Origin of the sequence: Kribbella sp. NPDC051586, assembly GCF_044453965.1 — a bacterium.
Lineage (GTDB): Bacteria > Actinomycetota > Actinomycetes > Propionibacteriales > Kribbellaceae > Kribbella.
Window position 1 is genome coordinate 742,290 of the sequence record NZ_JBITDF010000005.1, and the last position, 12,260, is coordinate 754,549.

12 protein-coding genes and 1 tRNA gene are annotated in these 12,260 nt (G+C 67.6%); 3 read left to right on the forward strand and 10 right to left on the reverse strand.

What is annotated here, in order from left to right:
- Positions 1-37: 37 nt before the first annotated feature.
- The 7 genes from ACIA58_RS37230 to ACIA58_RS37260 form a co-directional block, all read right to left on the reverse strand.
- The gene (locus ACIA58_RS37230; RefSeq protein ID WP_396408555.1) at positions 38-1,018 is read right to left on the reverse strand and encodes a response regulator transcription factor; all 981 of its coding nucleotides are present in this window, start codon (positions 1,016-1,018) and stop codon (positions 38-40) included.
- Positions 1,019-1,433: 415 nt separating this feature from the next.
- A complete protein-coding gene (locus ACIA58_RS37235; protein ID WP_396408556.1) occupies positions 1,434-2,870 on the reverse strand; it encodes a GuaB1 family IMP dehydrogenase-related protein in 1,437 nt (478 codons plus the stop codon).
- 224 nt (positions 2,871-3,094) lie between these two features.
- A complete protein-coding gene (locus ACIA58_RS37240) occupies positions 3,095-3,571 on the reverse strand; it encodes a hypothetical protein (protein WP_396408557.1) in 477 nt (158 codons plus the stop codon).
- A gap of 124 nt (positions 3,572-3,695) precedes the next feature.
- Positions 3,696-4,208, reverse strand: a complete 513-nt coding sequence (locus ACIA58_RS37245; RefSeq protein ID WP_396408558.1) for a hypothetical protein — start codon at positions 4,206-4,208, stop codon at positions 3,696-3,698.
- A 212-nt stretch (positions 4,209-4,420) separates the two neighbouring features.
- Complete coding sequence (katG, locus tag ACIA58_RS37250; RefSeq protein WP_396408559.1) at positions 4,421-6,646, reverse strand: catalase/peroxidase HPI; 2,226 nt, start codon at positions 6,644-6,646, stop codon at positions 4,421-4,423.
- A gap of 39 nt (positions 6,647-6,685) precedes the next feature.
- Positions 6,686-7,111 carry a Fur family transcriptional regulator gene (locus ACIA58_RS37255; protein ID WP_396408560.1) on the reverse strand — a complete coding sequence of 142 codons (426 nt, stop codon included), beginning with the start codon at positions 7,109-7,111 and terminating at the stop codon, positions 6,686-6,688.
- 69 nt (positions 7,112-7,180) lie between these two features.
- On the reverse strand, positions 7,181-8,062 hold the full coding sequence (locus ACIA58_RS37260) for an SDR family oxidoreductase (protein WP_396408561.1): 882 nt from the start codon (positions 8,060-8,062) through the stop codon (positions 7,181-7,183).
- Between the two features lie 83 nt (positions 8,063-8,145).
- On the opposite strand from ACIA58_RS37260, the gene ACIA58_RS37265 reads away from it, so the two are divergent.
- On the forward strand, positions 8,146-8,721 hold the full coding sequence (locus ACIA58_RS37265) for a TetR/AcrR family transcriptional regulator (RefSeq protein WP_396408562.1): 576 nt from the start codon (positions 8,146-8,148) through the stop codon (positions 8,719-8,721).
- Between the two features lie 41 nt (positions 8,722-8,762).
- On the opposite strand, the gene ACIA58_RS37270 is transcribed toward ACIA58_RS37265, so the two are convergent.
- Positions 8,763-9,455 carry a hypothetical protein gene (locus ACIA58_RS37270; RefSeq protein ID WP_396408563.1) on the reverse strand — a complete coding sequence of 231 codons (693 nt, stop codon included), beginning with the start codon at positions 9,453-9,455 and terminating at the stop codon, positions 8,763-8,765.
- A gap of 112 nt (positions 9,456-9,567) precedes the next feature.
- On the opposite strand from ACIA58_RS37270, the gene ACIA58_RS37275 reads away from it, so the two are divergent.
- Both ACIA58_RS37275 and ACIA58_RS37280 read left to right on the forward strand, forming a co-directional pair.
- Positions 9,568-10,182 carry a TetR/AcrR family transcriptional regulator gene (locus ACIA58_RS37275; RefSeq protein WP_396408564.1) on the forward strand — a complete coding sequence of 205 codons (615 nt, stop codon included), beginning with the start codon at positions 9,568-9,570 and terminating at the stop codon, positions 10,180-10,182.
- Positions 10,183-10,290: 108 nt separating this feature from the next.
- Positions 10,291-11,130 (forward strand): endonuclease/exonuclease/phosphatase family protein, encoded by an 840-nt coding sequence (locus ACIA58_RS37280; RefSeq protein WP_396408565.1) that lies wholly within the window; start codon positions 10,291-10,293, stop codon positions 11,128-11,130.
- Between the two features lie 145 nt (positions 11,131-11,275).
- Here the strand turns inward: ACIA58_RS37280 and ACIA58_RS37285 are convergent.
- A tRNA-Ala gene (locus ACIA58_RS37285) sits at positions 11,276-11,348 on the reverse strand.
- A gap of 74 nt (positions 11,349-11,422) precedes the next feature.
- Positions 11,423-12,199, reverse strand: a complete 777-nt coding sequence (locus ACIA58_RS37290; protein ID WP_396408566.1) for a hypothetical protein — start codon at positions 12,197-12,199, stop codon at positions 11,423-11,425.
- Positions 12,200-12,260: the final 61 nt, after the last annotated feature.

Below are 12,260 nucleotides of genomic sequence, written 5' to 3' on the forward strand. Positions count from 1 at the left end.
TCGGGAAGTTACTTCATGTCCTCAAGTATGTCGAGGGTCAGCGGGCCAGGTACTTGCGGACATCGTCGGCCACCTGGGCGCGGCTGCGGAGGCCGTACTTGCGCAGGATCGCGCTGAGGTGGGTCTTGACCGTGTTCAGACTGATGCCGAGCTCCGCGGCGAGCTGGTCGTTGTCGAGGCCGTCGGCCAGCAGCAGGGCGACCGCCTGCTGCGCCTTGGTCAGCGTGGTGAACCGGCGCTCGGGGCCCTCGTCGGTCTCCATCAGCATCTCGATGAGCTCGGACTGGATATGTTCGGTGGCGTCGATGATCCGCTCGAGATGCGTCCGTACGGCGGCACTCACGTCGGGCTCGTTCTCCGCCTCGGCCGCGATCTCCCGGATCGACGCGACCCGGTGCGTCAGGTACTCCATCACGTGGTCGGACGTCAGCAGGTTGGGGCCGACGTCGCCCGCGGGCAGCCGGCGCAGCGCTTCGCGGTCCTCGCCCTCGCGGGTCAGCACCCGTTCCACGACCGCGCACAACCACTCGAACGCCCGTACCGCGTTGTCGTCGTACACCTTGGGTTCGTAGCTCTGGATCGACAGCATCCCGAACAACTGGTCGGGCCCGTCCTTGGCCGGCCGGAAGATCGGCACCGTGACCGCGTCCGCGGACCGCCGGACCGGATCGCCGACCGGTATGCCGGCGTGCAGCGCGAAACCGTTGTCGTAGGCGTACCGGTACGTCTGCCGGTGCTTGAGGATCCAGGCCGTCTGACCGTTCGGGCCGAAATTGTGGGTGTCCGGGTTCACGTACCGGCCGTCGTCGTACCCGTACGGGTACCGCACCCGGCTGCTGCCCTGCAGGAACCCGACGATGAACGCGTCTACCCGCGCGACCTTCCCGGCCACCACCCGGACGTAGTCGTACAGGCCGTAGTGGTCGGAGCGGAACAACGCTTCGATCTTGTGATAGGCCTCGCGCAGGATGATCGCGGTCTCCGCGTCCACCCGCAACGGGGCCTTGTCTGACTCCACAACGCCGGCTCCCCACACACCACGGCAGCATCGATCACTCGACTATGCCGCTGTACCCCGCGACTTGCCAAGCGATGCGCGCGATCCGGTTGCCGGACGCGGTGTGGATGGTGTGCCGGGACGGCGGTCGCGGGTGGTGAGTACGAGTTCCCGAGTCGCCCTCCCAAGCCTCGGCCGAACTCTGCTTCACCACCCGCGACCACGAGTGGGACACCGGTGCCATTGAGCCCCCGCGTCGATCGATCCCACGCCCCCTGCGAGATCGGCGACCCCCCGACGGTCGGTTCGGTGTCCCTTCCTCCCCCCGCTGACTACACGGTGCCACCGAACGCCGACCGTGACCATCGCCCGCCGCATGATCTTGTTGTGCCCTCAACCTCACCCCGGGGGTGAGATTGGATGTATACGATTACAGCTACCAGCTGGTGTCGAGCGGCTTTCCCTCGGTGTAGCCGGCGGCCGTCTGCAGGCCGACCACGGCCCGCTGGTGGAATTCGGCGAGGTTCGCGGCGCCGACGTACGTGCAGGAACTGCGGATGCCGGACACGATCGAGTCGAGCAGGTCCTCCACGCTCGGACGGTCCGGATCGAGGTACATCCGGGCCGTCGAGATGCCCTCCTCGAAGATGCTCTTCCGGGCCCGCTGGAACGGCGTGTCGTCGGCCGTCCGGGAGCGCACCGCCCGCGCGGACGCCATCCCGAAGCTCTCCTTGTAGATCCGGCCCTGGTTGTCGCGGTGCGGATCGCCGGGCGACTCGTACGTGCCGGCGAACCACGAGCCGATCATCACGCTCGAAGCCCCCGCGGCCAGGGCGAGCGCCACATCGCGCGGATACCGTACGCCGCCGTCGGCCCACACGTGCTTGCCGAGCTCCCGCGCCCGGGTCGCGCACTCGAGCACCGCGGAGAACTGTGGTCGCCCGACCGCCGTCTGCATCCGCGTCGTACACATCGCACCCGGCCCGACGCCGACCTTCACGATGTCCGCGCCCGCGTTGACGAGATCCGTGACGCCCTCGGCGGTGACCACGTTGCCGGCCACGATGGGCACGTTCGGACCCAGCGCGCGGACCCGCTCGACCACCTCGAGCATCCGCTCCTGATGACCGTGCGCGGTGTCGATGACGAGTACGTCGATGCCGACGTCGAGCAACGCCTTCGCCTTCTGCTCGGCGTCCCCGTTGATCCCGATCGCGGCGGCGATCCGGAGCTTCCCGTTCGCGTCGAGGGCCGGGTCGTACAGCGTGGCGCGGAGTGCGCGCTGCCGGGTCAGGATGCCGACGATCTGGTTGTTGGCGTCCACCACCGGCGCCAACCGGTGCCGCCCGTCGTGCAACTGGTTGAACGCCGCCTCCGGGTCGATCCCCTGCGGCACCGTCAGCAGCTCCCGGGACATGATCCCTTCAAGCTGCGTGAACCGATCCACCCCCATACAGTCCGCCTCGGTCACAACCCCGACCGGCCGCCCGTGATCGACAACCACGACCGCGCCGTGGTTCCGCTTCGGCAACAGGTTCAACGCCTCACCCACGGTCCCGGTCGGCGGCAGCGTCAACGCCGTGTCATGCACCGGATCCCGGCTCTTCACCCAACCGACCACGTCGGCCACGACATCCACCGGAATGTCCTGCGGAATGACCGCCAGGCCGCCACCCCGGGCCATAGTCTCCGCCATCCGCCGCCCCGACACCGCAGTCATATTCGCGGCGACCACCGGAATCGAAGCCCCGCTCCCGTCCCCCGTCGAAAGATCCACATCCAGCCGCGACGCGACGCCGGACCGATTCGGCACGAGAAACACATCACTGAAGGTCAGATCGCCCGCAGCCTCCCGCCCATCGTGAAACCGCATGACCTGACCCCTTCCGCCCGGTGAACAAACCCAACCAGCCTCGCACGCCGACGACCACCGAACAAGCAATCCACGATCGATGCCCCGCCACCACCCCTCTCCGCCGACTCGTGCGTTAAGGCAGCCACCCCATCCGCCGAGTCGTGGGCTTCGGCTACGAAATCCAGCCTCAATCCACGACTCGCCATTCCATGGACCAGCCAAACGCCACGAGTCGGCGGGCATCACCGGTCGAGGCTGTGGTCCTGGCGCGGCGGGGAGTTCGCCCGGCGGACGCCGAACTGGGCCGCCGACAACGGACGCGATGTTGCCAAGGGCACCTGTCCGGGGAACGCGTGGGCAATGGCGCGGTTGGCATCGAGCTCGGCGCGCCGCTGGGCCTGGTTCTGCTTGAGGCCGGGCATCCGATCACCGAACGCGTTCAGACCCGGTTGCCGGTCGTGAAGATTGCGATTGAGCCGCGCGCAGGTGTGCTCGTAGATGTTGCCGGCACCTTGCCGCGGCTTCACGGCCAGCAACTCCCGCCGCGGAAGCCCGCCAGGCTCCGCCGGCGGCATCTCCCGAAACACCAGCCGATAGTCCGCCTTCTGCTGCGGATCGGACTGCAGATAAGCAGTGACGCAGTCCCGCAGATCCCCCTTCCCCGATTCATATCCGAGCGCATGCCGCCCGTCTGACGTCTGGACCGCGAGCTCCTCCATTTCGCGAAGGACCTGTCGGCGAACATAATCCTCTGGTCCGCCCGGGTTTCGCCCTGCCGCCGCTGCGAGCCGTCGGAAATCGCGAACCCATCGCCGATGATCAGTTCATACCCGTCACCGGACGTCATTGCGAACTGTCGTCCTCCTGGCGGATCTCATCGAGGATCCGCTGGGTCTCCGGCCCCATCATCTCGGCGAACTCGTCGACGGTCATCGGACGGCTGCTCGGCAAGGGCTCCGAGGCGTACACGCGCCGGGTCGGATCGTCGATCGTCCCGGGCGGGGGCTCGTCGTCGCCACGCAACCGCCGGTACTGCGAGGTCGACATGATGACGGCCTCCCGTTCGCCACCATCGCCCCACACAACCGGTACGAACACCCCGTCCCGGATCGCGCCCACCATCGACGCCAGTTGCGCAGCCACGGTCTCCGCCGCCACCACCCCAGGACGACGCTCGAACTTCGACTCCCCGCCAAGATCCTCGAACTGGTCATAGGTCAGCAGCACAGCCTCCGGCACGCCACCGTCGCCGAAGCTGAACGGCAGAGTTCGGCCACGCCGAAACCGCGACAGCACCCCTGCAACATCCCGCCGCACGTCCTCCACCGACCGAATGCCAGAACCATCAGTAGCCACCCCCCGACTCTACGACGCCAGTGCTTGTGTCGACTCGTCCAAGGCCGGTGCCGTGGATTCCAAGGGAAAGAGCGTGCGGCTGCCCGGAACACCAACACAAACCGTCGACGAGATGCGCATGCGCCGCATCCAGGGAGCCTGGAAGGCCGACTCCTGCGGCAACTGAAAACCGGCTCCCCCTGGCAGGAGGAGCCGGTTTCAGTTGCAGGTGGTTACTGCAGGTCGAAGCGGTCGAGTTCCATGACCTTGTGCCAGGCGGCGACGAAGTCGGTGATGAACTTCTGTCGGGCATCGTCGCTGGCGTAGACCTCGGCGACGGCGCGGAGTTCGGAGTTCGAGCCGAAGACGAGGTCGGCGCGGGTGCCGGTCCACTTGGCCTCGCCGTTGACTGAGCCTTCGAACGTCTCCTGGCTGTCGTCGGTGGCGTGCCATTCGGTGCCGAGGTCGAGCAGGTTCACGAAGAAGTCGTTCGTGAGCGTGCCCGGGTTGTCGGTCAGTACGCCGTACTTCGAACCGTCGTAGTTCGCACCGAGGACCCGCAGGCCGCCGACCAGGACGGTCAGCTCGGGCGCGCTCAGGGTGAGCAGGTTCGCCCGGTCCAGCAGCAGGTACTCCGCCGGCAGCCGGTTGCCCTTGCCGTTGTAGTTGCGGAACCCGTCCGCGACCGGCTCGAGCGCGGCGAACGAGTCGGCGTCGGTCTGCTCCGCCGACGCGTCGGTCCGGCCCGGCGTGAACGGTACGACGACATCGTGGCCGGCGTTCTTCGCCGCGATCTCCACACCGACGCCACCGGCGAGGACGATCACGTCGGCCAGCGAGACCGGCTTGCCGAACGACTGCTGGATGCCTTCGAGCGTGCGCAGCGCCTGCGCCAGCTCGTCCGGGTTGTTGACCTCCCAGCCGGCCTGCGGCTGCAGGCGGACGCGGGCGCCGTTCGCGCCACCACGCTTGTCACTGCCGCGGAACGTCGACGCCGACGCCCACGCGGTCGAGACGAGCTGCGAAACCGACAGCCCCGACGCCGCGATCGCAGCCTTGAGCGCGGTCACGTCGTCGGCGTTGACCAGCTCGTGGTCCACGGCCGGCAGCGGGTCCTGCCAGATCAGCACCTCGCTCGGGACCTCCGGGCCGAGGTACCGCACGACCGGACCCATGTCGCGGTGGGTCAGCTTGAACCAGGCCCGCGCGAACGCGTCCGCGAACTCGTCCGGGTTGTCCTTGAACCGGCGCGAGATCGGCTCGTAGATCGGGTCGAACCGCAGCGCCAGGTCCGTGGTGAGCATGGTCGGCTTCTGCTTCTTGCCGGCGTCGTACGCGTTCGGGATGATCTCCTCGGCGTCCTTGGCCACCCACTGGTTCGCACCGGCCGGGCTCTTCGTCAGCTCCCACTCGTACCCGAAGAGGAGGTTGAAGAAGTCGTTGCCCCACTTGGCCGGCGTGGTGGTCCAGGTGACCTCCAGACCGCTGGTGATCGTGTCCGGGCCGTGGCCGCTGTTATACGTGTTCCGCCAGCCGAGGCCCTGGTGGTCGATCGGTGCGCCCTCGGGCTCGGAGCCGACGTACTGCTCCGGGTCGGCCGCACCGTGCGTCTTGCCGAAGGTGTGTCCACCGGCGATCAGCGCGACGGTCTCCTCGTCGTTCATCGCCATCCGGCCGAAGGTCTCGCGGATGTCGCGGGCCGAGGCGATCGGGTCCGGGTTGCCGTTCGGGCCTTCCGGGTTCACATAGATGAGACCCATCTGGACCGCACCGAGCGGCTTGTCCAGCTCACGGTCACCGGTGTAGCGCTCGTCGCCCAGCCAGGTCGTCTCCGGACCCCAGTAGACGTCGTCCTCCGGCTCCCACACGTCCGGCCGGCCACCGGCGTACCCGAAGGTCTTGAAGCCCATCGTCTCGAGCGCGACGTTGCCGGTCAGGATCAGCAGGTCGGCCCAGGAGATCTTCTGGCCGTACTTCTTCTTCACCGGCCAGAGCAGGCGGCGCGCCTTGTCCAGGTTCGCGTTGTCGGGCCAGCTGTTCAGCGGCGCGAACCGCTGCTGCCCGGCGCCCGCGCCACCGCGGCCGTCGCTGATCCGGTAGGTGCCGGCGCTGTGCCAGGCCATCCGGATCATCAGCGGGCCGTAGTTCCCGAAGTCGGCCGGCCACCAGTCCTGCGACGTGGTCAGCACCTCGGCGATGTCGGCCTTCACCGCGGCCAGGTCGAGGGTCTGGAACGCGGCGGCGTAGTCGAACTCCTCGCCGAGCGGGTTGGCCACCGCGGGGTTCTTGGCCAGGATCTTCAGGTTGAGCTGGTTCGGCCACCAGCCGCGGTTCGCGTTCCCGGTAGTCGGGTGCACGCCCTGACCGTGGGCGACGGGGCAACCTTGGCCCTTGCCTTCCTCGGCACCGCGGCTCTCCTCGCTGCCTTCACCGGGCAGCGGCTCGTGGATCTCGGACATCAGATTCCTTCCAGGACTGGACGTTCTTCAACGGAAAGATCAGGTACGGCGTGAGCAGTCGGCGCACAGCCCCCAATAGATGACCTCGGCCTCGTCGATGACGAACCCGTGGTCCTCGGACGCGGTCAGGCAGGGCGCGTGCCCGACCGCACAGTCGACGTCGGCGATGGTCCCGCACGAGCGACAGACCGCGTGGTGATGGTTGTCACCCACGCGCGACTCGTACCGCGCGACCGACCCCAGCGGCTGGATCCGCCGCACCAGGCCCGCCGCCGTCAACGTGTGCAGCGAGTCGTACACGGCCTGGTGCGACGCCTGGGGCAATTCGTTGCGCACGGCACCGATAATCGAGTCCGTGTCCGCATGCGGATGCTCGTACACCGCGGCCAGCACCGCCACCCGCGGCCGAGTCACCCGCAACGAAGCCCCACGCAACAACCCCTGGAGCTCATCCACCGTCGGCACGCCCCAGAGTCTTCCCCGTTTTCTGGAACGAGTCAAGATTAGCTGCCGCGATTCTCAACCTGAGACAACTCAGGGCCGAAGATTCTCCAAGTCCGCCAACAGATTCGGATGCTCAGGCTTCCAGCCGAGGACATCCCGGGTGTGCGCACTGGACGCGGGCTGGTCGCTGGCGAAGATCGGGCCGAGCGGGCCGTACGTCTCCTCCGGCACAGCCTCGACCGGCAACCCGAGCCGTCGGCCGATTACCGCGGCAATGTCGCGTACGGCGTCGCCCTCGTCGTCCACGGCATGCCACGCGGTCCCGGCCGGCGCGTTCTCCAGCACCAGTCGAAACAGCACGGCCGCGTCCAGCGCATGCACAGCCGGCCACCGCTGCGTGCCATCACCGGGGTAACCGGACACTCCAGTCCGCCGGGCAATCTCGGTCAGCAGTCCGGCAAATCCACCAGTCCCTTGATTGTGAACAGTCCGCGGCATGCGTACGGCGGCACTCCGCACCCCACGCTCCGCCAGCCCGAGCACGCCCATCACAGAACGCCCACGCCCACCGACGGGCCCATCAAGAGGCAGCGGATCCGCTTCGGTCGACATCCGCCCGGCCACCCACGGCGTACCCGAGACCGTCACTAACGGACGGCCACTCCCCACCAACGCCTCCCCCAACACCGCAAGCGCGGCCCCCTCTTCAGCGACTCCCGCAGCCAACGCCTCCGGACTGCTGAAGTCGTTGCTAAAGGCAAGGTGAATCACGCCGCCAGACTCAGCAGCACCGGCCCGGAGTACATCCAGATCGGCAAGGCTCCCGCGAACGACCGCGGCACCAGCCTCCTGCAGCGCCGACACACCCGCGCCGGACCGTGCGAGCGCGAGGACGGTATGCCCGTTGCCGAGCAGCTCCCGAACAACGGCCGAGCCGATCAGTCCGCTTCCACCAGTGATGAATACCTGCATCAGACGCTCCTCAGCGTGATGGGACCTTTGTCCCATCACAGTAGCACTGACGAGACAAAGGTCCCATCACCTACAATCGCCCCATGGCTCGATGGCAACCCGGCGCGCGCGAACGACTGGTCGTCGCAGCAGTAGACCTGTTCGCCGACCAGGGCTACGACGCGACCACGGTCGCCGAGATCGCCGAAAAAGCAGGTGTCACGAAGAGCACTTTCTTCCGCCACTTCCCCGACAAACGCGAACTCCTGGTGGCCGGCCAGGAAACCCTCTGCCGCCTCCTGATCGAGGGGATCGCCGAGGCCCCCGACGACGCCGGCCCGCTCGATGCGATCGCGGCCGGACTCGAGCGCGCCTCGAACGCGATGGGCCCGATGAACCGCGAACTGGGCCCCCGCCTCAAAGCAGCCATCGCCGCCAGCACCGAGCTCCAGGAACGCGACGCCCTCAAGAGCGTCGGCCTCGCGAAGGCCATGGCGGATGCGCTGCTCGAGCGCGGCGTACCGGATCCGCTCGCCCACCTCGCCGCCGAACTCGGCGTACTCGCATTCAAGCGCGGATACGCCGCCTGGATGGAGCTCGACCACGACGAGGACGGGCTGGCGCCACACGTGCTGACCGCCCTCGCCGAACTCCGCACGGCCAGCGCCTCGCTCGGGTAGGCGCCCAAGATCCTTGCCTCAGGCACCTACCCGCTTCGGTATCAGCCGGCCGCGGCCGGGACCGGCGCTTGCCTGGGCCGCGCGACGACCGCAGTACGGCGGGAACTGCGGAGGATGCTGATGCTCACGGCAAGCGTCCACCAGCTCCACAGTGCGCCCATGCTGGCCGTCGTACCCCAGCCTTGGACGGCGTAGAAGTTCGACGGATTGTCGCCGAAGTAGATGGCCGGGACGAAGGCGAGGTTGATCGCCGCGAGCACGAACGCCGACCATCCCACCCACTTCGGCAGCAACCGCAACCGGTAGACGACGATCCCGAGTGCGATCAGGAACAACCCCATCAGCAGGCGTGAGATCAGCCCCTGCATCAGATACTGCGCTCCCGCGAACGGGCCCTCCTTCGTGGTGTCGATGTCATGGTCGGTGACGATCGCGGCGCCGGCCTCCATCGACTGCGGCACGAACACCATCGCCACCCAGAGCAGACCGGCCGTCTGGATCACGCCCGCGATCCAGTCCGACGCGACGTCGACCTGATGGATCAACTGACGCAGGCCGGTGAAGAACAGGATGTAGAACACGCAGCCCACGATCCCGATCAGGCTGCGAGTCAGGATGTTCCAGTCCGGCGGGGCGCCGGAGTAGAGGAAGTACAGCGGCACCTGGACCACGATCAATGCGCTCGCGATGACCCCGAACAGCCCCGCATACCTGCGAATCACGACTTCGGACACGGCGGTTCCTCCCTCGAAGTTGACGAGACGTCTCGTCTCATGGCGAGACGCTAAGTCTCGCCGAAAGCCGTTGTCAAGACACAACGTCTCGTCTCGTGTAGGCTTCGGACGTATGGCGACACCCTCGACTCCCGCAGCCCGTTCGGCGCCCAACCCCGACCGGCGGAGCGAGCGCGCCCGGCAGGCGATCCTGGACGCGGCGCTCGAGCTGTGCGGCGAGCAGCTGTACGCCGGCCTGACCATGGAGGGCATCGCCAAACGCGCCGGCGTCGGCAAGCAGACGATCTACCGCTGGTGGCCCTCGAAGGCCGCCATCCTCCTCGAAGCGATCGAGGAGCGTGGCCGCAGCACCCTAGACTTCCCCGACACCGGCAACCTCGAAGCCGACCTCCGCACCCAGATGACCCAGGTCGCCCAGGCCTTCGCCAGCCCCATGTTCGCCGCCTACAGCAAGGGCCTGATAGCCGCCGCCCAAAGCGACCCCGACATCGCCAAGGCCGTCGTCGCATCCATCATCAAACCCCGCGTGGACCTCTGCATAGAACGCCTGACCAAGGCCCAATCAGCAGGCGAACTCCGCCAAGACGTAGACCTGGCCGACCTGGTAGAGCTCCTCTACGCCCCCCTCTACTACCGCCTACTCCTACACACCCGCCCCGTCACCAAAACCCAGGTAGACACCATCCTGGACCTAGCCCTAAACGGCGCTGCACAAGCGAAGAAGTAGTCCGGCCAAGCTCGACGCCGAACAGAGAGCTCAAACGATCGCCGGCTACCAGGCCGGTGCGAAGTTGCGAGAGCTCGGCACACGCTTTGGCATCCACCCGGATCGGTAGTGCGGCCGTCCTCGATGGTTACGATGTGCCACACCATGGCCATGCGTCTGACAGTCGCCAGCCTGAACGTGCATGGGCTTGCGTTGAAGGGTGCCCGCACCGCCGAGCGGCTCGCCGCAATCGCTGCCCAGTTCGACGCCGGTGACATCGAGCTGGTCTGCCTCCAGGAAATCTTCGCGTACCACCACCTGTCACAACTTCGACAAGGGATGCCGTCCTTTCCGCATGTGGCCTACCGGCCCTCCGTGGCCGGACCTGCCGGCGGCCTGGTCACGCTGTCGCGCCTGCGGTTGGCCGGCACGACGTACACCCGCCTCCCGCGACCGTCGCGCCACTCAGGAATTCCTGCTCGCGCCCGGCTCAACGCCCTCCACAGCAGGATGCTCACCGTTCGGCCGGCCGACAGCGGAGTCCGCGTACTCAATATTCACCCGACTGCCAACACCGACGGCGACTGGTCGGAACACAATCGTTTCCGTCAGCTGCAGCGCGACCAACTCACCGCGCTCGCGCAGGCGGTAACTGCCGACAGTTCACCCGCTGTCGTCTGTGGAGACTTCAACGTCGCCAGAGCGAGCTCGCTGCACGCCGAACTTCGACGGCGGTCCGGTCTGCGCGATGCGTTCGACGGCCAGTGCCCACCAACATTCCATGCCGACTATCTGCCACCGGGCAAGACACCGCACTGCATCGATTTCATCCTCGTCGCCGAGGCGATCGCCGTCGACGAGACAGACGTGCTGTTCACCGGTAAGCACCTGCTACCCAGCGGTTCGGGTTACCTCTCGGACCACATCGGGCTGCTGGCCAGACTCCAGCTCCCCTCCGAGACCGCCTAGCTGCCACGTTCACGGCCGTCACGACTTCCAGGGGGGTGCGGGTGGCGAAGCCCCCGCCGGCGGCGAGCGAAGCGCAGCCGCACAAATAACGAGGGCGAGGCGGTCAGCGCAGGAACTGCGCGACACACCTCGCCCATCACCCTCGTGGAGCTGAGGGGATTCGAACCCCTGGCCTCTTCGTTGCGAACGAAGCGCGCTACCAACTGCGCCACAGCCCCGAGTTGGCCGCCTTGGTTTCCCTTGGCGACCGCGAAACTCTAACACGTAGAGCCCCGGACTCTAAAACCGGATATCAGTCGCCGACGGCCCGTTTCACCTCGGGTTCTTCGGGCTTGGCGGGCTCGGCGACGACGGGCTTCTCGGCGGGGTCCGTCGTCCGGGCGCTGGAGAAGACTTCGTCGTCGGTGAGGGAGATTGTGCGCACCGTCCGGTCGGGTGCCTTCTCCTTCAGGACGTACGTCGGGAGCGTCACCGGCACCGGGTCCCAGAGCCCTTCGGCAGCAGGCTTCTCGACGGGCTTGGCGGGCGCCGGCGCGGCGGGGAGCTTGACCTCGATGGTCATCTCGTCGTCGGGGGACGGCGCGGGCTTCCCAGCCGGGCCGCGGTCGTGCTGGGCCTGCAGGCGGGTACGGCGTGCCGCGGCGATCCGGGCGCGCGACCGTGCCTGGCGTCGCAGTTGCACGCGGGTGAGTACGACGAAGCCGAGGATCGACGCCCCGGGGATCGCGACCGACCACCAGGGCACCATCGCGAGTCCGGCGAGGGCGACGACCGACAGCAGTGAAAGCGTCAGGATCGACAGCACCCGCCGACGGCGCATTGCGGCCACCCGGCGGGCTCGGTTGGGAACGTACCGCTTCGGCGGCGACGAGTCGTCAGCCGTGACGGCGACCGGTGGGCGTACGACGTACCGCGGCCGGGCCGGGTCGCGTGAGAGCACCCGCGCCTCGGCGGACGACGGCACCACTGGTTGCCGCCGCGCCTCGTCGCCTCGCTTCAGCCACATCGGGACGAGGTAGGCAGCCCAGGCGGCGACGATCGCCACATAGATCAGCCCTGTCGTCCCCATGCGACGACGCTAAGGTGCGGCGGGGGCCAGATGAGGTACGTGGGACGGTGTGTCGCAAGAA

Bases quoted from the DNA above. Each gene is read 5' to 3' on its own strand.
- ACIA58_RS37235 (WP_396408556.1), bottom strand. From the start codon at position 2,870: ATGCGGTTTCACGATGGGCGGGAGGCTGCGGGCGATCTGACCTTCAGT.
- ACIA58_RS37240 (WP_396408557.1), bottom strand. From the start codon at position 3,571: ATGGAGGAGCTCGCGGTCCAGACGTCAGACGGGCGGCATGCGCTCGGA.
- katG (WP_396408559.1), bottom strand. From the start codon at position 6,646: ATGTCCGAGATCCACGAGCCGCTGCCCGGTGAAGGCAGCGAGGAGAGC.
- ACIA58_RS37260 (WP_396408561.1), bottom strand. From the start codon at position 8,062: ATGCAGGTATTCATCACTGGTGGAAGCGGACTGATCGGCTCGGCCGTT.
- ACIA58_RS37265 (WP_396408562.1), top strand. From the start codon at position 8,146: ATGGCTCGATGGCAACCCGGCGCGCGCGAACGACTGGTCGTCGCAGCA.
- ACIA58_RS37275 (WP_396408564.1), top strand. From the start codon at position 9,568: ATGGCGACACCCTCGACTCCCGCAGCCCGTTCGGCGCCCAACCCCGAC.
- ACIA58_RS37290 (WP_396408566.1), bottom strand. From the start codon at position 12,199: ATGGGGACGACAGGGCTGATCTATGTGGCGATCGTCGCCGCCTGGGCT.